Source organism: Scrofimicrobium canadense (assembly GCF_009696615.1).
GTDB lineage: Bacteria > Actinomycetota > Actinomycetes > Actinomycetales > Actinomycetaceae > Scrofimicrobium > Scrofimicrobium canadense.
Genome location: NZ_VULO01000004.1, coordinates 138,247 through 157,945, shown reverse-complemented (window position 1 = coordinate 157,945; position 19,699 = coordinate 138,247). Strand labels below are relative to the sequence as shown.

Annotated in this window: 19 protein-coding genes and 1 tRNA gene; 14 read left to right on the top strand and 6 right to left on the bottom strand. The window is 51.4% G+C overall.

Going from position 1 to position 19,699, the window contains the following annotated elements; translation table 11 throughout:
• Positions 1-7: 7 nt before the first annotated feature.
• The 3 genes from FYJ24_RS04425 to FYJ24_RS04415 are packed head-to-tail and all read left to right on the top strand — an operon-like array spanning position 8 to position 5,211.
• Entirely contained in the window at positions 8-466 is a 459-nt protein-coding gene (locus FYJ24_RS04425; RefSeq protein WP_154543958.1) for a hypothetical protein, read from the top strand.
• Positions 456-2,036 (top strand): DNA polymerase Y family protein, encoded by a 1,581-nt coding sequence (locus FYJ24_RS04420; protein ID WP_154543956.1) that lies wholly within the window; start codon positions 456-458, stop codon positions 2,034-2,036. Before FYJ24_RS04425 ends, FYJ24_RS04420 begins: the two co-directional genes overlap by 11 nt.
• Positions 2,017-5,211, top strand: coding sequence for an error-prone DNA polymerase (locus FYJ24_RS04415; protein ID WP_154543954.1), 3,195 nt, complete (start codon positions 2,017-2,019; stop codon positions 5,209-5,211). The genes FYJ24_RS04420 and FYJ24_RS04415 overlap by 20 nt, the downstream gene beginning before the upstream one ends.
• Here FYJ24_RS04415 and FYJ24_RS04410 read toward each other — a convergent pair.
• A complete protein-coding gene (locus tag FYJ24_RS04410) occupies positions 5,174-6,496 on the bottom strand; it encodes an AI-2E family transporter (RefSeq protein WP_154543952.1) in 1,323 nt (440 codons plus the stop codon). The genes FYJ24_RS04415 and FYJ24_RS04410 overlap by 38 nt on opposite strands.
• Positions 6,497-6,612: 116 nt before the next feature.
• Here FYJ24_RS04410 and FYJ24_RS04405 point away from each other — a divergent pair, with 116 nt between their 5' ends.
• Entirely contained in the window at positions 6,613-7,077 is a 465-nt protein-coding gene (locus tag FYJ24_RS04405) for a MarR family winged helix-turn-helix transcriptional regulator (protein ID WP_318656532.1), read from the top strand.
• On the opposite strand, the gene FYJ24_RS04400 is transcribed toward FYJ24_RS04405, so the two are convergent.
• From FYJ24_RS04400 to FYJ24_RS04390, 3 genes are read right to left on the bottom strand one after another with little or no spacing between them, the layout of a single operon-like run.
• Positions 7,074-8,174, bottom strand: coding sequence for an NAD(P)/FAD-dependent oxidoreductase (locus FYJ24_RS04400; protein WP_154543950.1), 1,101 nt, complete (start codon positions 8,172-8,174; stop codon positions 7,074-7,076). The two genes, FYJ24_RS04405 and FYJ24_RS04400, sit on opposite strands and share 4 nt — an antisense overlap.
• Positions 8,175-8,211: 37 nt before the next feature.
• Entirely contained in the window at positions 8,212-8,697 is a 486-nt protein-coding gene (locus FYJ24_RS04395; RefSeq protein WP_318656531.1) for a pyrophosphohydrolase domain-containing protein, read from the bottom strand.
• Positions 8,694-9,275 carry a DsbA family protein gene (locus FYJ24_RS04390; RefSeq protein WP_206192493.1) on the bottom strand — a complete coding sequence of 194 codons (582 nt, stop codon included), beginning with the start codon at positions 9,273-9,275 and terminating at the stop codon, positions 8,694-8,696. Before FYJ24_RS04390 ends, FYJ24_RS04395 begins: the two co-directional genes overlap by 4 nt.
• 99 nt (positions 9,276-9,374) lie before the next feature.
• Here FYJ24_RS04390 and FYJ24_RS04385 point away from each other — a divergent pair.
• Positions 9,375-9,459: transfer RNA gene (locus FYJ24_RS04385), tRNA-Leu, on the top strand.
• Between the two features lie 213 nt (positions 9,460-9,672).
• Positions 9,673-9,924: a DNA primase gene (locus FYJ24_RS04380; protein WP_154543946.1), complete on the top strand. Its 252-nt coding sequence runs from the start codon at positions 9,673-9,675 to the stop codon at positions 9,922-9,924.
• Here the strand turns inward: FYJ24_RS04380 and FYJ24_RS04375 are convergent.
• On the bottom strand, positions 9,921-10,838 hold the full coding sequence (locus tag FYJ24_RS04375; protein WP_154543944.1) for an aldo/keto reductase: 918 nt from the start codon (positions 10,836-10,838) through the stop codon (positions 9,921-9,923). The two genes, FYJ24_RS04380 and FYJ24_RS04375, sit on opposite strands and share 4 nt — an antisense overlap.
• 41 nt (positions 10,839-10,879) lie before the next feature.
• On the opposite strand from FYJ24_RS04375, the gene FYJ24_RS04370 reads away from it, so the two are divergent.
• A complete protein-coding gene (locus FYJ24_RS04370) occupies positions 10,880-11,734 on the top strand; it encodes an undecaprenyl-diphosphate phosphatase (protein ID WP_154543942.1) in 855 nt (284 codons plus the stop codon).
• Positions 11,731-12,402 (top strand): HAD family hydrolase, encoded by a 672-nt coding sequence (locus FYJ24_RS04365; protein WP_206192492.1) that lies wholly within the window; start codon positions 11,731-11,733, stop codon positions 12,400-12,402. The genes FYJ24_RS04370 and FYJ24_RS04365 overlap by 4 nt, the downstream gene beginning before the upstream one ends.
• Positions 12,403-12,410: 8 nt before the next feature.
• Here the strand turns inward: FYJ24_RS04365 and FYJ24_RS04360 are convergent, their stop codons facing one another.
• Positions 12,411-13,235, bottom strand: a complete 825-nt coding sequence (locus FYJ24_RS04360; protein WP_154543938.1) for a RecB family exonuclease — start codon at positions 13,233-13,235, stop codon at positions 12,411-12,413.
• Between the two features lie 63 nt (positions 13,236-13,298).
• Between FYJ24_RS04360 and FYJ24_RS04355 the strand changes: the two genes are divergently transcribed.
• The 6 genes from FYJ24_RS04355 to hisF are packed head-to-tail and all read left to right on the top strand — an operon-like array spanning position 13,299 to position 19,697.
• Positions 13,299-14,306, top strand: a complete 1,008-nt coding sequence (locus FYJ24_RS04355) for a tRNA (adenine-N1)-methyltransferase (protein ID WP_154543936.1) — start codon at positions 13,299-13,301, stop codon at positions 14,304-14,306.
• Positions 14,299-15,855: a proteasome ATPase gene (gene arc / locus FYJ24_RS04350; RefSeq protein ID WP_154543934.1), complete on the top strand. Its 1,557-nt coding sequence runs from the start codon at positions 14,299-14,301 to the stop codon at positions 15,853-15,855. Before FYJ24_RS04355 ends, arc begins: the two co-directional genes overlap by 8 nt.
• The gene (gene dop, locus FYJ24_RS04345) at positions 15,852-17,357 is read left to right on the top strand and encodes a depupylase/deamidase Dop (RefSeq protein ID WP_154543932.1); all 1,506 of its coding nucleotides are present in this window, start codon (positions 15,852-15,854) and stop codon (positions 17,355-17,357) included. The genes arc and dop overlap by 4 nt, the downstream gene beginning before the upstream one ends.
• Positions 17,354-17,530, top strand: a complete 177-nt coding sequence (locus tag FYJ24_RS04340) for a ubiquitin-like protein Pup (protein ID WP_318656530.1) — start codon at positions 17,354-17,356, stop codon at positions 17,528-17,530. Before dop ends, FYJ24_RS04340 begins: the two co-directional genes overlap by 4 nt.
• Complete coding sequence (locus FYJ24_RS04335; RefSeq protein WP_154543928.1) at positions 17,531-18,919, top strand: proteasome accessory factor PafA2 family protein; 1,389 nt, start codon at positions 17,531-17,533, stop codon at positions 18,917-18,919.
• A 10-nt stretch (positions 18,920-18,929) separates the two neighbouring features.
• Positions 18,930-19,697: an imidazole glycerol phosphate synthase subunit HisF gene (hisF, locus tag FYJ24_RS04330; RefSeq protein WP_154543926.1), complete on the top strand. Its 768-nt coding sequence runs from the start codon at positions 18,930-18,932 to the stop codon at positions 19,695-19,697.
• The last annotated feature ends 2 nt before the right edge of the window (positions 19,698-19,699 follow it).

Genomic DNA, 19,699 nt, shown 5'->3' with positions numbered 1-19,699 from the left:
TGGGGTGATGGATGAATCAGCATCTGCACGGCTGCGTAAGGCTCGTCTAACTCTGCAGGCCGTGCAGGATAAGAAGGGGATAAGGCCGTTTGAAGTACAAAAGCTAGTGGACGATGCACCTGGCATCTATCGTATTGGCGATAGCGCAGCAGACGTGATTTTTGCAATAGCAAAAGTGTTCGTTGAACCAGTGTGGGTAGCCGTGGTCGAAGTACCCGATATTGGATGGGAGGCAGCTTCACAGGCAGGGTGGGATTTAGGACGTACTGTGATTGTCAAGACTCCAGAAGACCAAGCCGGGGCAATAATATCCACACTATTGGAAGGAATAGATGTCCTGGTTGTCGGTCCAGTACAACTCTCCCATACAATTCAGCGCACTCTTGCTGCCAAGGCGCGTCAACTGCATCGTCGTATCTATGCCACACAGACCTGGTCGGCAGTAGGGGGTAGACGTGTTGGGTGAAAGAAAACTAGTGCTGTGGGTACCTGATTGGCCACTGGCTGCTGTTCAGGTTCAAGTTCCTCCGGGGAGCCCAGCTGTGACTGTCTCGCGGGGAAGGGTACTCCATACGACCCGCATGGCTAGGCAGTGGGGGATACGAAGAGGAATGAAGCAAGAGACCGCACTGCACATGTGCAATGAGCTGATTGTTCTACCAGATAACCCCGCTAATGATGCCGCAGCTTTTGAAACGGTTCTGGAACTGATGGACCAACATATTCCCGCAGTACAGGCTTTGCGCTCCGGTTTAGCCTGTGCACCGCTGCCGTCGCGAGAAAGACGCGGCGGCAGCGAAGATCAACTTTCTCTTGCCCTCATAGAAGATGCAGCACAAGAACTGGATATAGAGGCTTTCGTAGGGGTTGGAAGCGGAATAGCCACAGCTATGTGCGCAGCAAAACGTGGGCTCAACATACCGGTCGCTGATACAGAATCATTCTTGAGCTCACTATTTTTAGATGAGCTAGTGACCTTTTTCCCTGAAAACCTCTTTCGTGAGGCCTTAGAGATCCTTGAAGCACTGGGGATCCGAAAAGTACAGGACCTCTGGTCCCTAGGTCATAAACATGTCCTCAGCCGGTTAGGCAATATCGGTGAGGCACTATGGGCGCTCAGCCGGGGCGGAGACATTCATGTGGAGCCGCATGAATCAAAACCACTCAATATCCGTATGTCGCATACTTTTGATGAGCCGGTCTCTGAAATGGGACACATGTACTTCGATATGCAATCTCTGGCCACACGTTTCATGGATGTACTCAATATGCGTGGGGTACATCTGAGTGAAATGGAAGTTTCCTTGAGTTTTGCCGATGGAACCATACGTGAGCGGCGCTGGCTCTTTTTTGGGCAGATAGATAGCCAGCAGATTCGTACTCGCATCGTATGGCAATTGCAGTCCTGGGAACGATCGTGCACATCGGATAGGGGGAGTGCTTTAACAGGAGTGACAATAGCAGCGATTAATGCTGCGCCTGCTACTACAACAGGCACTTTGTGGGGGTCTCTACCGCGACGCGGACAGGTTGATCATGTTCTTAGTCAAGTACAAAACACATTAGGCGTGGAAGCAGTTATCCAACCAGTTCTTCAGGGAGGAATGAACCCTCGTGAGCGAACTGTCTTGCAAGCATGGGGAAAAAATCCCAGTCGGGCATATGAGGGGACAGGAGAATGGGCAGGGCAGGTGGAAAAAGCTCCTGCAGTGCTCTTTGATATACGTCTGGCAGCCAAAATCATTGGTAAAAATCCAGATGGCACGTGGGGGTTGATCAGAGTTACTGAGCACGGAATGCTGGTAGGCGCTCCAGAACGAATCCTTGTCATGGAAGAAAGCCCCCATGTGAAAAAGGGGCCATACCGAGTTCGGGGAGTGGAACAGGTATGGGCACAAAAAAGTTTCTGGTGGAGGCAGGAAAAAAGAACAGAAATATATGTACGTGCTGCAGTGGAAGATCATGATGACTTCTTACTAGTGCACAGCAGCGGACAGTGGTATTTGGAGGGGATCTATGTCCAAGTACCGGGGTGAGTATGCGGAGCTACATGCGCATAGTGCCTATACCTTTTTAGAAGGAACCGACCTTCCTCGGTCTCTTATCAAGAACGCTGAAAAAATCGGACTTTCAGGAATAGCAATCCTTGATTGTGATGGAATGTATTCGGCAGTTCAGACATCTATAGCAGCCAAAAATACTTCTGTCGCTACTGTTTTCGGAACAGAACTGACGCTGGCATACACAGATCACATGCCGTCTGGATGGGGCCTTCCTACTGGAAGCATTGATTCTGGATTGCGGTTGCCTGTCCTAGCCAAAGGCCAAACTGGGTATCACCGACTATGTCAGGCAATAAGTTCTCACAACTTAAGTAGTCCTGGGCGCAGAACAGGACAATGGCACATAGAAGATTTGGCTGGTTGGGCACAAGACTCATGGATGGTACTCACTGGAACGAATCATGGCCCTCTGCGGCGGGCTTTAGCTGCGGAGGGGATGTCAGGGGCTCGGTATATGAGAGACCATTTGGTTGATGTTTTCGGAGCAGATAACGTCGCTATTGAATCAACACTTCGACCCGATTCACCTTGTGAACTGGCTGAAAACTTGTATAAGTTAGCTCATGAAAAAAATCTTCGTCTCATAGCTACAGGTGCACCTCGCTGCGCTAATGTAAGAAGACAAGCGTTGGCTGACGTGATGACAGCTAGCCGGCTCAACCTTGAGCTTTCAGCGGCCCGGCCGCATCTTCCCCCCTTCGGTTCCTTCTTACGTGGCCCAGAAGAGATGCTGTATATTCATCGACATTTTCCCCAAGCGGTGGCTGCAGCAGCTGACCTGGCAGCAGAACTGAGCTTCGACCTCAAACTTATTGAGCCAAAGTTACCCCACAGTGATGTACCAAAGGGACATACAGATGCTTCCTGGTTGCGTCATTTGACCTATCAAGGTGCGCAGAAACGCTACGCTCATAAGAATCTGCGGCGTGACCCTTGGAAGGTCATTGAGCACGAACTGGAAATTATTGAGAAACTCGATTTTCCCGGCTACTTCTTGATTGTGAAAGACATTGTAGATTTTTGTGCCAGGGAAGGAATCCTGGCACAGGGGAGGGGATCTGCAGCCAATTCAGCGGTGTGTTATGCGCTGGGTATTACCGCAGTTGACGCGGTAGAGCACCAGCTTATGTTCGAAAGGTTCTTGTCAGAAGCTCGACGAAATCCACCAGATATTGATATCGATATTGAGGCCGGAGAACGCGAAAGAGTCATTCAATATGTGTATGGGAAATACGGAAGAGATAGAGCAGCCCAGGTAGCAAATACCATTACGTATCGTCCCCGCTCAGCAGTGCGTGCAGCAGGAAAGGCCTTAGGGTATGGGGACGAAATAGTAGCCCAGTGGTCAAAAGACATGTCCCGTGGCGGACAAGGAGACAAGCAGGTGCCGCCTTTAGTACATCAGGTGTCGACAGCTTTGCAGAAGCTACCACGTCATATGGGAATCCATCCAGGAGGTATGGTTCTCACCCGCAGTCCCGTCTCACAGGTATGCCCCATTGTGTGGGGCGCCAAAGAAAAACGCAGTGTTCTTCAATGGGATAAAGAGGATTGCGCTGAGGCGGGATTGGTTAAGTTCGATCTTTTAGGCCTAGGAATGCTCACTGCACTTCGTAAAGCATTCACAGCACTCACTGAGAGGGGTGTGCGTGGAACAGATGGAGAAGGCTTAGGTCTTTATAACCTCACTTCTGAAGACTCTCGCGTTTACGATCTCTTATGTGCGGCTGAAACAGTGGGAGTGTTCCAGGTTGAATCGCGAGCGCAAATGAGTACGCTACCGCGTCTGAAGCCGCGGGTATTTTATGATCTGGTCGTCGAAGTAGCTCTTATTCGCCCAGGGCCTATTCAAGGCCAAGCAGTCAATCCCTATCTTGAAAGACGCAACGAAAAACAGAAGATTACATGCCATCCCAAACTCCGCAATGCCCTTGAAAGAACCCTTGGAGTTCCCATTTTTCAAGAGCAGCTCATGCAGATTGCGGTTGATGTTGGGGGGTTTACCCCCACAGAGGCAGATGAGTTACGTCGGGCGATAGCTTCTAAGCATTCGACCGAGCGTTTAGAGAAAATACGTCCCCGCTTTGACGACGGTATGAAGAAAAACAAGATTCCCCAGCATCTGCGTGAACAGCTTTACGCTTCGCTACAAGGCTTTGCAGAATTTGGTTTTCCAGAATCTCATGCATTTTCATTTGCTTTTCTCGTGTATGCCTCAGCGTGGTTGAAAGTTTTCTATCCAGAACACTTCTACGCGGCACTCCTTTCTAGCCAGCCCATGGGGTTTTATTCACCAGCCTCTCTCATCGCAGACGCGAAACGTCATGGGGTGAGGGTACTGCCTCCCTCAGTTGTTCATTCTTCACTTGAGACCTGTGTAGAAGGAGATGGCATCCTAGAGTGTGATTTCCCTGCGGGTGCGTTGATGCGAGTTCATAAAGATTTAGCAATACGCCTAGGGCTCGATACCGTAAAAGGATTAACGGGGACTGCTCGCGAAAAAATTACTCGTGCCAGAGGAAACTCCTCTTTTGAAAGCATGGAAGATTTTGCGCGCCGCAGTGCTCTTTCAGCCAAAGAACTGGAGATACTCAGTAAAGCTGGAGCAATGGCGGACCTAGGTATAGGGCGTCGAGAAGCTCTATGGATGTCTTCTCGCCTCGCAAATCCTCACGAATACCAACCATTTTTGCCCGGTACTGAAATTGGCGCAGAAACTCCCGAACTTCCGCGCATGAATCGTGTAGAAGAGCTAAAGAGTGACTGGGAGACTTTGGGCTTGACTACGGGAGGGCACCCGATGTCCCTTCAGCGTGAGACTTTACAAAAGAATGGAGTACTCACAATCCATCAAGCAACGTATGCCTTAGTTGATAGGAACATAAAAGTTGCGGGACTGGTCACCCATCGGCAACGTCCTGGAACTGCAAAAGGTGTGACCTTCTTGTCATTAGAAGATGAAACAGGCCTACTCAATGTTGTCTGTTCCGTTGGACTATGGAAACATTTTCGGCGCGTTGCGCTCACCTCGTTAGCATTAGTTGTGACAGGAAAAGTTGAGAGACGTAATGATGCATATACTCTAAAAGCGCATAAACTTGAGTGCTTACCTATTCCTGTGATACCTCGTTCACGGGACTTTCGTTAGAACTCCTTGTTTGGTCTCTCAACTCACGCCGTTCTTTTGCCCAGCGAAAAGGATGGAACAAGCGAGCTAGAGGAGTAGCTGGAGGGGGCGGAGACTGAGTAGGAATAGCTCCAGGCAATGCTCCTCGCACGGGTGGATCGCGATGGTAAAGCGCCGAAAAGACTGCCCATGCCACTCCCATAATAGGAATGATGATCATTGCTCCAAGTAGGCCACCGACCAATGCGCCGGCAACGACGCCGATACCAACGACGACTGGATGGAGAGAAACTTGCCTACTCATAATGAGAGGCTGGAGGATATGCCCCTCAAACTGGCCTATTAAGGCGATTCCTAACCCAACAATAATCGCCTTGATCACTCCGTCAGTAGCTAAAGCCACGAGCATTGCGACCACCATCGCTGCTGGAGCACCCACCAGCGGAATGAAGGCTCCTAGCATGACAAGGACAGCGAGAGCTGGAGCCAAAGGTACCCCAAGAATAGCCAGAAGAATCCATGCAAGAGCGCCATCGGAGACTGAAATAATGACAGTTCCACGGGCATATCCCGCAAAACTACTCCAGCCCGCTTCTGCTGCATGGTTAGTGTTTGCTCTCATCCTAGAAGGTAGGAGATTGATGAACCACCGCCACATTTGTGCACCGGAATGAAGGAAGAACACCGCCACGAAAATTGAAAGGGCAGTGATCGTTACAACAGTCCCCGCGACTCCAGCATTGGAAAGAACTGTGCCAGCCACACTCTGCCAATTATCAGTAATATATGTTTCCCATTGTCGAATCAAATGGGTAAACCATTCATACACTTCATCTGTTGTAATGGATAGATGGAGGGGTGTGGACTCCAGAAAAGACAGAATCTTTTCAATACCATTGGTGAGTTGCCCACCTAGATCCTGCCATTGCCATGCAACAGAGCTAATGACAAAGGCCAAAAGGCCCGCAACAAAAGCGAAAGATCCTACGATCGCAATAAGAACACCAGCCCACCGAGGAATGCGGCGTGACATCCAATTGACAGAGGGATTGAGAAGAGCGGTGAAGACTAGGGCAATGAATACCGCAATAAATACGGGAGTGATCTTAGATGTAGCGAAGACAATACCAATGACGACCAGCGCGATGCCAATGGCGTACCAGGATCCTCTTCCTGACTTCACCAGCCAATTTGGCAATAGTCGATCCCCATCAGCATTCCGCCGGGCCTGATCTAGTTCTAACGCCCGCTTTCGGGCAGGATCTATATACATCCCCTTGTGCTGACCAGGGTTGTACCGTCCCATGCCTCACTCCTTTGATGTCGGAGCTAGTCTATCGCTGCGTCCATCATCAATCCTGATGAACTGTCAAGTAACATAGGACGCAAAGATAGTCTTTGTAGACTCGAATAGGAGAAGTAGTGGAAGACGGTATGGACGATGCGCCAGATAGCCGTCGCTCCCTTGCATGGAGAATTTTCTTCGATGCTTCGACGAGACTTCAAGGAATACTAGAGGTCAAGCTGAAAAAGGAAGCCGGAATTACCCTGGCAGATTACAATATTTTGCTTACCCTATTTGAAGCACCTGACCATCAAATGCGGATGGGTGAGTTAGCAGACCGTGTAACATTTTCACCCTCGCGGCTAACGTACTTAGTTTCACGATTGGTCAAAGATCAACTTGTCGAAAAACTTCCGTCTGACGTGGATGGGCGAGGTTTTATCGCGCGTCTAACGCCTGAAGGAATCCAACGAACTGAAGCCTCTACGGTCATCCATCAAGAGACGGTGAGGAAACTCCTTCTCGATGATCTCACCGACGCAGAGATTGACCGAATCGTCGACGCTTTTGAACGCGTCGACGAACAATATCGCTCGGACTAGGGGAGATTTAGCTGAGAGCGAATAACCGAGACCATGAGATCAGTTCCCTTGATCTCAGCTGTTTGGGAAGCTCCAATGACTCGCGTATTACCGTCCGCGTCGAGTAATTGTGACGCCCCAAGCTCCGGCCCTAGAGGAAGAACCACCCATTCTTTTGTCGGCCTATAGATAACATCTGGAGTGTTCCCCTCAATTTGCTCAGCAATATTGGCGACAACTACTCGAGCTTGGTGTCGGGCAGCGTCAGCACGCTTTGATTCTGGAACATCTGTAATGTCTCCAACGGCGTAGACATTATCGAACCCCTGCACCTGCAGGGTTGGCTGTACTTTAATTGTTCCATCCTGGTTGAGCGCAGATCCGAATTCGGTTCCTCTAAGGAATCCTGACGCTGGCTGAGCGCCGTAGCATTGGAACCAAATATCTGCTTCGATTGGTTGTCCAGCTTTTGTTTCAACGCGGAAATGTCCCAGCTCACCAATCGACGTTGGAGGAAGAAATGCTAATTCGGAGCCCGTATAAACAGTTGCGCCCAGTTCATCCACCTGTTGACGTACATTTACGCGGAATTCTTCCGTGTAACCGGGTGTTGGAAGAATAGTATCTTCCTTTTCCACAATTTGGATTTCGAGGTGCGGGAATGAATGGGCAAGTTCTCCCGCTAGCTCAAGCCCCACTGTCCCGCCGCCAACCAGGAGAACAGATTGAGCGGAAGCAAGATTCTCGTGGAGCTGTTCGATACGTGCTTTTGCTACGGATGCTTGCGAGGTTGCAGAATGCTTTGCGGGGAACGGATAAGTAGAACCTGTGGCAAAAACTATGTAATCGGCCTCTATTGGTTCTTGACCAAACACGTAGACTTTGTGGTCATCGACTTTACCGACGGTTCCCCTTATCACGCGACCGTTTTGTAGTAGATAGGAGTAGGGCATGAAAATTGCATGTTCCCACACATCATCTACTGCTGCGCGAAGTGCGGCTGCATGATGAACAAACTGATCTTTTTGTTCAATGAGAGTGACATCTGCGACGGGGTCTAATCCCTTTGCGACGGTCACGCCTCCGTAACCACCGCCAATAACGACTACTCGTGCCATCGTTGGTCCTTCCTTCAGTACTCTAAGCCTACGCTGCCTACGGTCTAAGGTCTTGGGTCACCAGTCCTGTTAGCACCCCAGCGACATCAGGTGGTGAGAAATTGGGTCCCTTGAGTACTTTCCCGTCTTCGCGACGTTTGACAGATCCATCCGGCATGAGTTTGGAGAGATTAGAACGTTGAACTTCGGCTAAAACCGCATCCAAGTCGATTCCGCACTCAAGGGCCATGCCATAAATCACATAGACAAGATCTGCAAGAGCATCAGCCGTCTCCACCACGTCGCGGTTGTTATCATCGGGGACTGCTTGAGCAGCATCTAAAATAGCTGCCTCGGCATCTGGACCGTAGACCGCCCCGTAAAGTTCCGCAAATTCTTCTGTGATGAGACTCATACGCATACTGAGGTGATCAGTATCCAACGAAGGAGCAGATCTCGATGCCACGAGGTTAGGCATCTCATAAACTCTGTGGAACTCACTTACTAGTGACTGTGGCCTTGAACCGTCGATCTTGTCTTTCACTGGGGATTCTCCTGCAGGGTGGTCAAGACGGCGAGGAAATCCTCTTCAGTTACCGCTTGGGCTAAGAATTGTTCGTCAAATAAGAATATCGGAGCTTCTATAGCACCGAGATGCAATGCCAACGTATAGGCCTCCTCGACCAAGGAAGTGAGAGCTGGATTAGCGAGGATTTCTTGTGTGCGTTCGGCAGAAACACCAAAATCCTGCGCGATTGAAATAAGAGTTTCATTCCGGCCAATGTCGAGGCCTAGCTCGAAATACGAACGCATGATTCCCTCTGCCACTTTGAGGGCAAGTGAATCGGGCCCTGGAGTGTCATCATCTAAACCAGCGACCAGTCTGTGAGCTAGGTGAGTATCCAAGGATGGTAGATCCTCAGCAATGGAGATTCCAGCAGCCCTGGCTTGCTCAACTGCTTGTGTAGACATGTGAGACATATTAAAGAATGCTCGTGGGTGTGTAATCACTTTGTCAGTAATCGCACTTTCTCTGAGGGCCCTTCGGAAGGCATTTAGCTGCAAATAGCTAGAAAGTGACGCGAAATCCAGCCACGCGTCAGCAACAATATGGGAAGCCACGGAATCCTCTCTCAGGGGTTGACCGGGTCAAGTCTAGCGGGCCGATTGGATAAAGGGGAGCGAAGCGTGCTACCTTATTTTTCGGTTCAACAACCGTGAGCGCGGGTGGCGGAATAGGCAGACGCGCTAGCTTGAGGTGCTAGTCCTCGTATAGAGGGTGGGGGTTCAAGTCCCCCTCCGCGCACGGGCGAACAGGCAGGTCAGAAGCTACGGCTCCTGGCCTGCCTTTCTTTTTTCTACGAAAGTTGCCAACGGGCTGGTACTTTCTCAGCGCTTCCGCTGCCTGGGCGATGTGGTAGGCGCCGGGCCGGTGTGCGGCCCCGTGAACAGTTTTATGACCCCGTACGTGGAGAACGTGGGGGTACACACCGGCCTGGGGGAGGGTAGAGTATGTCACATGGAAGCACGTGACTCTCTCAATCGACTCATTGCCGCGTTAGAGAACCACTATGACGTCGCCCGCGGATCTGGGGTAATTCAAGTAGATGCACTTGATGCGGCCGAAGAACGACTCCGTGATGCATTTTTTACCTACGACGATATTCTTTTCACTCAGTACGGGGTCGAATTGCCGTTTGAAATGCTTGACGACGACGATGATGACGATGACGATGACGTCGTGCTTGTTGATGACGATAACGAGGATTAGTCCTTAGATAGGGCAACTTCTGATAGCGCATTATGGATTGTCGCAGGAAGGCGCCAGTCAGCTGAATCTAGTATGTGCGTAAGCTGAGCTGGCGTGCGCGGCCCAATTGCTACAGTTGCGACGCCGGGAACAGCGAGTGTCCAGGCAACGGCAATTTGCGCCGGGGAATGATCGAGTCCTTCTGCAGCCTTTGTGAGAGAATCAACAATTCCGGGGGTTCTGCTGGTGAGACGTCGTCGGATTTCGGAGCCGAATCGTGGAGTGGTGGCTCGGGAATCGGCCGGAGTGGAATGCCGATATTTTCCGGTAAGTATTCCAAGAGATAAGGGCGCCCCTGCAATAATCCCTAGACCGGATTCCAGAATTTGTTGACCGGGTGCTGCACTCAACGCCGGTCGAAGGAGTGACAGCTCCCCAGCCCATGCATCAAATCTGAACCCTTGCGTGTGGGCTAAAGTCCACGCGCAGCCACCATCCCACCACGAGAGATTTACCATTCCCAAATACCGTGCTGTTCCTGAGGTGTAGAGGGAGCTCAGTGCGGAAAGTGTCTCGTCAAAAGGTATGTGATTACGAGGACCTGATACCAGCAAAACATCGATATAGTCGGTCGCAAGAGCTCTGGTGACAGTAGCTACGTCATTGAAAATCTTAGAGCGAGACATGCCTGTTCGGATGATGAGCCGAAAATCCTCACGGGAAAAGTCATCACTGAGAAAAAGATCACGGATTGTCTCTAACGTAGCGGCCGCTTCACCAGTCATATCAATGTCGAGGACATAGCCACCCGCATCCTGGAATAGTCGAAGCATTGACGCACAATCGTAGACTTCTGTATCCATTCCCCATGTAGATGTTCCCAGCGTAAGGGAAGAGAGACTCAATCCGGTGTCACTTAGCCGACGATGTTCCATGAGGTATAGCGTATCGCTCCGGGACTGTTAGGGTCGGAACCATGGATTGGTTAGATGCCGTAATCATGGGATTGGTTCAAGGACTCACCGAATTTCTTCCGGTCTCTTCGTCTGCACATTTACGTTTTGTTGGTTCCCTTATCGGTAGTGAGGATCCAGGTGCGGCCTTCACTGCTATTACACAATTGGGTACTGAGACTGCTGTCTTAATCTACTTTTGGAAAGATATTGTGCGCATCCTCAAGTCGTGGTGGTTAGCGATGCCATGGATTCCAGCGACGTCGAGGATTCCTCAGAGCAATCCTGACACACGTATGGGATGGATGATCATTGTGGGATCAATTCCCATCGGCATTTTGGGGCTTACCCTAGAGGATTGGATTGATACTTCCTTTAGAAATCTATGGATTACCGTATTCACATTGGCTATCTTTGGTGTACTTCTAGGGTGGGCTGACTCAGTAGGGGCTAAGAAGAAAGAACTCACGCAGCTATCGTGGCGCGACGCCATCATTTATGGTTTTGCACAAGCCATGGCACTCATCCCCGGCGTGTCTCGCAGCGGAGGTACTATTACCGCTGGGCGGCTCATGGGGTATACCAGAAAGAGCGCAGCGCGATACTCATTTCTGCTGGCGTTACCGGCAGTTTTTATTTCCGGACTGTACAAGGTGTATAAAGTTGCGACGGGCGGAGACACCATTTATGTTGGGCCGACCGTCTTAGCGACCATCGTTGCCTTTGGTGTCGGATATCTGGTGATTGTGTGGTTCTTGCGGCTTATCTCTACTCACTCTTTCATGCCGTTTGTTTGGTACCGCTTGGGCTTTGCCGCCTTGATTGCAATATGCCTGTTCTTTGGTATTGTCCCGGCAATGGGAGGTGTTTCTGGGTGAACCTACCCGCTGCTGTGTTCTTCGATCTTGACGGCACTTTGGCTGACACTGAGACTGCCTGGAGGAAAGCAGAAGAAGAACTCTGTGCCCAGGCAGGTGTGGCGCCGTCCAATGACCTGCTCGAGCATCTTGTTGGTGTCGACATGGATAGCGCTGCTCGGCTTCTCATCGACTATACGGGCCTCAAATGGAGCGTAGAGCGTATCAACGCGTATCTTCTGGATCGTGTTAATGCCAGCCTTGAGCAGGGCGTTGTGTGGCAGCCGGGCATGAGGGAGCTCTTGACTTTCCTGAATACTTCACAGGTGAAATGCGGTCTGGTCACATCGAGTCCGCTCTCCATGGCACGTGTGGTGATTGACCATCTGCCCAAGGGGAGTTTTGATGTCATTGTCACAGGAGATGACGTTGATAGCCCCAAACCTCACCCTGAGCCATATGTGCGTGCTGCAGGTCTCGTAGGAGCGCAGGCACGCGACTGCATAGCCCTTGAGGATTCTCCTACGGGTGTGAAGTCCGCGATGTCAGCTGGATGTATTACGGTGGCAATACCTCACATGGTGCAGGTTCCTGCGGTGAAAGGACTATCAAGGATTCCTTCCGCCCGATATCTCACGGCACCTGTGATGGAAGCCCTTATGTCGGGCTCGACAATAAATAACATCTGAGCCGGAACTTACTGTTGCATAGAGGCGACTCTATGCAAATCTTCTGGACGAGGCGGTGGAGGGGTTCCTCCAAATGCAGGGCACATAGGCGAAAAAGAGCACCAGGAGCACAGAGGTCCAGTCTTGGGAGCGAATGACTCAGCTTGAAGGTCAGCAGATATTTGTCCCCACAATTGCATGAGTTCTTCTTCAAAAAGAGCAATGTCTTCCGCTTGTGGATCGAGTGTGAGTACATCGTGGGTGCGTAAGTACAGTAGCTGCATGCGCGCTGGAAGCGTGTCAACATAATGGAGCATCAGTGCGTAGAAACGCATCTGAAATAACGCCTCATCCATGAATCGGTTGCCAGGCGATTTCCCTGTTTTGTAGTCGATAACACGCACGGCCCCATTGGGCGCCCGGTCGATCCGATCGACAACGCCTCTTAGGTGGAGACCTGAAGGTAGGGCGGTGTGCACCTTTGCTTCACACTTTTCAGGGGTGAGATATTCGGGTCGTTCCAAGGAGAAATATCCCGCAAGCAGTGTGCGAGCGTCTTCGAGAAGTACCGGTACTGGAGCAACCTCTCCGTATTGGGGATTTTTCTCAACCAAACTGTGCCACGTAGGCTCTACAAGTTTTTCTGTCTCTTTGAGAGTGCGCTGCGGTGCGGGTAGTGTGAAGAGACTCTCAAGAACGGCATGAACCAGGGTGCCCTTGACTGTCGCTTCTGTTGGCGGTTGAGGGATTCTGTCAACGACAGTAAAGCGAAATTTGAGGGGGCACTGAAGATAGTCTTTAGCGCGTGATGGCGATAGTGCTGGCTGATAGGTATCTTTCCCGGTGGTGCCCATTGTGCCCCTTCTATGAACTACTCGGCTCTTAGATTCTAAGCGGGCTAGACTTACGTGGTGCACATGAAGCAGATTGGACAGGAAAACAGGCGTGGCGTTTTACGCGCAGGTGACCGCGTTCAAATTACCGATCCCAAAGGAAAACTCCACACAATCGTGTTGATTCCGGGGGGGAAATTTCACTCTGCGCGAGGTGTCCTTCACCATGACGACGTGTTGGGATTGCCTGATGGTCAAGTGATCGACGCGGGAGATGGCCGCACTTTCCAAGTAATTCGACCCCTGCTAGCGGATTACACGCTTTCTATGCCCCGTGGGGCCGCTATTGTCTATCCGAAGGATGCGGCGCAGATCATTCAGATGGGGGACATTTTCCCAGGAGCAGCGGTCATCGAAGCTGGAGTCGGTTCGGGAGCTCTTAGTCTCTCGTTACTCAGTGCGATTGGACAGTCCGGAACACTGCTCTCCGTTGAGCAGCGTGAGGATTTTGCGGAGATCGCAGCGGCAAATGTTGACCTGTGGTTTGGCTGTCGCCACCCTGCCTGGAAGTTGAAGGTGGGCGATATCGCAGACGTCTTAGCTTCTCAACCTGAGTCATCGGTTGACCGGATTGTATTGGATCTGTTAGATCCGTGGACACACATAGATGGTGCAGCTCATGCCTTAAGACCAGGTGGAGTACTTATCTGCTATATCGCGACAGTACCGCAGATGTCACGACTCACTGATGATATACGCGCATTAGAGCTCTTTGGGGAACCTCAAGTATGGGAGAGCAGCATCCGTCCTTGGCATGTTGAGGGCCTTTCCGTCAGGCCAGAACATCGGATGATCGCCCACACGGGATTTCTTTTTACTGCGCGCCGCCTGGCCAGTGGTGCTATGGCGCACCATCTCGATCGCCGGCCAGCAAAAGCCTCGGTGGGTAAGCCTGGCGCATGGAATGGCATTGTTCAGTGGAGCGACGAATTGGTGGGCTTCCATAAGCAGTCTCCAAAGAAGACGCGAAGAATCGTTCGCGATTTACGTGGAAAGGTAAAAATGTGGTTGCAGGAGGGTCCGCATGACTGAAGCTGACGATACACAGCGCATCAATTCAATGCGGTTGGAGGTTGCTAATCTCAAAGAGAAGAATGAGCGACTGTCGCGTGCCCTCATGACTGCACGCGACCAGATAGGTGGTCTTCAAGAGCAAATCGAGAGAATTAGCAAACCGCCAGCCACTTTAGCAACTTTGGTAAGCGCAGATGAAAAAACAGGTGAAGTGGAAGCTGTAGTGGGGACCCGCATTATGCGGTTGACGACTGCTCCTAACTTCGATTTTGATGGTGCTGTTGTTGGACAGCAAATACGCATAGACGATCAGCTCATCGCCGTAGCGCCTGCAGGTTTTGCGCGTACAGGCACGCTCGCTTCTGTTTTAGAACTCGTGGGGGATGACCGCGCGTTGGTTGGTGCCGACGCGGGACAGGAACACCTGCTGCGTTTAGCTGGGCCGCTGCGCTCGGGAGTGCTCAAACCAGGAGATACTGTGAGCGTCGACTTGCGGTCTGGTTTCGCTTTGGAGAGACTGACTAGGTCACACGTTGAGCAACTCTTCGCGCCAGAGATTCCGGATGTTTCCTACGATGACATTGGTGGTCTCGACTCGCAAATAGAGCTTGTGCGCGATGCTATAGAGCTGCCTTTCCGTCACCCAGAACTCTACCGTGACTATGGGTTGCGTCCTCCCAGAGGAATTCTTCTCTATGGACCCCCTGGATGTGGAAAGACGCTGATCGCTAAGGCCGTTGCACGCTCACTCAGCACTAACAGTGACCGACAAACATATTTCATTTCCATCAAGGGACCAGAACTTCTCAATAAATACGTTGGTGAGACTGAACGCCATATACGCGCGATTTTCGCCCGTGCCAGAGATTTGGCTACCCAAGATGTGCCGGTTGTGATTTTCTTCGACGAGATCGAGGCGTTGTTCCGCACCCGCGGTACAGGAATATCCTCAGACGTAGAAACGATGATTGTGCCGCAGCTATTGGCGGAAATGGATGGCGTTGAGTCGTTGGACAATGTCGTAGTTATCGGTGCCTCAAACCGTGCGGACATGATTGACCCTGCGGTTCTTCGACCTGGCAGGCTGGATGTACGTGTGCGCATTGAACGCCCAAGCCGGCGACAGGCACGCGATATTTTCGCTAAATATCTCACAGCAGATCTTCCGATTTCAAGCCAGCTAGTTGAGCGCGCAGGATCAAGAGAGGGAGCTGTCAAGATGATGATTGAAGCAGCTTTAGACAGGCTCTACGCTACTGATAGCAGCACAGCTCTCTTTGACCTTCACCTGGCTGGCGGGGGAACCCGCAGAGTGTTCTTGGCTGATCTGGTATCGGGTGCCATGATCGCAGGAACTGTAGAAAGAGCGAAAAAACGTGCTATCAAAGACGCGCTTACAGGTGATGGAAATGGTATTTCAACTCACCATATTTTGGAAGGCGTGGGGGAAGAAATCCAAGAGTCTACTGACTTGGCAGCTACAACCACTCCTGATGAATGGGCTCGCACTGTAGGTCTGCGTGGCCAAGAGGTACTGAGAGTGATTCCGTTGGAGGAGAAACAATGACCGATGTAGTCATTGGAACCGAAACAGAGTATGGCGTATATCGACCAGGCGACGTTCACGCAAATGCTATAGCCTTATCAACTCAAGCAGTGATGGCCTATGAAGGGAACTCACGTGCTGGCGGGAAAGGAAAATATGTTGGTTGGGATTACCGGGGAGAGGACCCTCTCAATGATTTACGTGGTAGACGTCTAGATCGCGCACAGGCAGACCCGTCCCAGCTGACAGATGACCCCTACCATTTGGCACCAGCGGGCGGTGAGGAACGGATTGCCAGGCCCAGCGCTGAGGAATTGCGACAGTTTCGGCCTACCTCAATAGTTCTTGCCAATGGTGGACGCCTGTACGTCGATCATGCCCATCCGGAGTACTCCTCGCCAGAAACAGCGAATGCGCGTGATGCGGTCAAATGGGACCGGGCTGGAGAAGTCATTGCCCAACGCATTATGGAGGCATCTCCAGAGCTAGTTTTGGTGAAGAACAATGTTGATGGAAAGGGCGCAACCTATGGAGCTCACGAGAACTATCTAGTACCTCGCACCTTGGACCTTGATGATCTTATTCGGGCGATGATTCCTTTTCTTGTGACTCGTCCTATTTTTTGTGGAGCGGGACGCGTGGGACTGGGCCAGCGCAGTGAAGAAGCAGGGTTCCAGATTTCTCAACGTGCAGATTATGTCGAGAATGATATCGGTTTAGAGACTACTTTTAATCGTCCGATCTTCAATACTCGCGACGAACCTCATGCCGATGGGAACAAATGGCGCCGCATTCATGTCATTGGTGGAGACGCCAACATGTTTGACTTTTCAATCTGGCTGAAGGTGGGAACCACCGCACTTGTTTTACGTGCGATTGAAAAAGGTATGGGATTGTCATGGGAAGGACTCGACCTTGCCGATCCAGTGCGTGCTTCATGGGAGGTGTCGCGTGATGTGACCTTGCAACGCCGACTGTCAATGGCTGATGGGAATGAGCTCTGTGCAATAGATATTCAACGACGATATGCACAGTTAGTAGAAAATGCGGATCTGGATTTGGATGATGCCGATAGAGACCTCCTTCGCCAGTGGAAGGCAACGCTCGACACCCTACAATCCAGTCCTGAACAACTGATTTCCCGTATCGAGTGGCTAGGCAAATATACGCTGTTAGAGAGGCAACGACAGCGTATGGGGACAACATGGAATGACCCACGTCTGCAGGCCATGGACTTGCAGTGGGCCGATTTACGGCAAGACCGTGGGCTCGTTTTCAAACTAGCGGCAGCAGGAATGGTTGAACGGCTCTTTACTGATGCTGAGATCAACAACGCAGCGGATGTACCGCCCCAAGGAACGCGCGCGTACATTCGTGGCAATGTTGTTGGCACAGACCCTGAACTGGTTAAAGCTTCATGGACGTCACTGGTATATGACCGGCCTGGAGAAACTGATTTTATTCGGGTACCAATACCCGATCCATATGGATCAGACTGTGTAAGGAAAGGAGAAGGACAGTGAGTCAGTCACAGATATTTGGCGGGGGAGCAGAACCCGAAGACGGTGAAGAAATCAGTGCTGCTGGTCAGGTACAAGTCAGCGCACTAGATACAATTTTGGATGAAATTGACGTGGTGTTGGAACAAAATGCTGAGTCGTTTGTTCAGGGTTTCGTACAAAAGGGCGGACAGTAGATGGACCGGCGTATTTACGGCCTTGAAACGGAGTACGGGATAACCTGTGCAGCCACAGATGGGTCGGCGTCACCACTCAATGCAGAGCAAGCTGCGCGGGAACTCTTTGCTCCATTTACGAAACGGGGCCGTTCCACGAATGCATTCCTAGCCAACGGCGGTCGCCTTTACCTTGATGTGGGAGCTCACCCCGAATATGCCACCGCCGAGTGCGATAATCTATGGGACCTGTTAGTTCAAGACCGGGCGGGTTGTGAGCTACTTGCAGACATGGCTGCAACAGCTGACCAGTCCCTTGCCCAGGCGGGCATACAGGCTCGTATTCACCTTCTACGCAACAATTTTGACTACGAGGGCAACTCGTTCGGTTGCCACGAGAACTATCTGCTACGCCGACGTCGTGACTTCCGAGAAGTGGCTGATTCACTGGTCGCCTTTTTTGTCACGCGTCAGATTCTTGTCGGCGCTGGGGCAATAAAACAGTATGAAGATGGACAATGGGCATACTGTTTTTCAGCGAGGTCAGATCAAATGCTCGATGCGATCTCTGCTGCGACTACCCGTGCCAGGCCAATCATTAATGCGCGAGATGAACCTCTTGCAGATGCAAGCGCTTACCGGCGCATGCATGTCATCGTAGGCGACTCAAATATGGCCGAGGCTTCTACGGCCCTTAAAGTTGGAAGCGCAGAGCTACTGCTGGATGCGTTGGATCGCGGCGCAGACTTAGCGGACTTAGCCTTAGCAGACCCACTCAAGGCAATTCGCGATCTCAACTGGGACCTTGAGGGCACTCTTGAGCTAGAGATGGCTGATGGCACGAAGAAACGTGCGGTCGATATTCAAAGACTTATCCGCCAAAGAGTTCTTGACCGGATAGACCAGAGCTCTCTTGATGATATTACGCGCTACGTCGTAGAGCTTTGGGGCAGGTCAATCGATGCTATCGACTCTGGGGACTGGTCTGCCATTGAAACAGAACTGGATTTTGCGATCAAAAGGAAATTGGTTGAAGCATACAGTGAACGTACTGGTGCACAGTTTGACGACGTGCGCGTAACTCGTTTGTTGCTTGATTACCACGACGTGACCGGGGGCCTTCGATCAAAGTTCGAAAGTGCGGGTCTCATGACCAGACTCACCACTGAAGAACTGATCGAGGCAGGAAAAACTACACCGCCTCAGACAACGAGGGCAATACTGCGGGGAAAAGCTATCGCAGCTGCAGAGATCGCGCGGCGAGACTTAGGAGTCGACTGGGTGCACCTGAGGCTTGAAGGTGACTCAACCACCCAGGTAGCTCTACAAGACCCGTTTGCTACCGAGGATTCTCGCGTTGAGCGCCTCGTCGAAGAAATAATCGAATCCCAGCCGATACTTCCTGCCTGAAAGGACCATAATGGGACCCGCAATTCGTGTGATTCCTTGCCTCGATGTTGATGGAGGACGGGTGGTTAAAGGGGTCAATTTTGAGAACCTTCGCGACGCTGGTGATCCAGTTGAGTTAGCAGCTCTTTACAGCGATTCTGGGGCTGATGAAATTACTTTCTTAGACGTCTCTGCTTCTGTTCAAGGACGAAAGACTATGCGCGATACAGTCCAGGCCACAGCTGAAACAGTTTTCGTACCGTTGACGGTGGGCGGAGGAATACGAAGCGTTGACGATGTTAGTCGACTGCTTGAAGCCGGGGCAGATAAGATTTCGGTCAACACAGCAGCTTTGGCGCGGCCACAACTCATTTCTGAGGTTGCGGACGCCTTCGGCAATCAGGTATTGGTGCTGTCAGTCGATGCGCGCCGTCCGCGTACTGCCTCGTCAGTGAAGTATGAAGTGACTACCCACGGAGGTAAACGTTCAGATGGAATAGATGCGATGGCATGGGTCAAACAGGCCATTGACCTAGGAGCGGGTGAAATCCTCCTTAACTCTATGGACGCAGACGGCGTGCAAAATGGCTTCGATCTTGAAATGATCGAAGATGTGCGGGCAATAGCGGACGCGCCTCTGATAGCTTCTGGCGGGGCGGGAACGGCCTCCCACTTTGTCGATGCTGCCCGGGCAGGGGCCGATGCTGTATTAGCCGCCTCAGTATTCCACTTTGGAACGCTTTCTATCGGTGAGGTCAAGACGGCATTAGCGGACGCCGGATTCCCCGTGCGGCAGTAAAT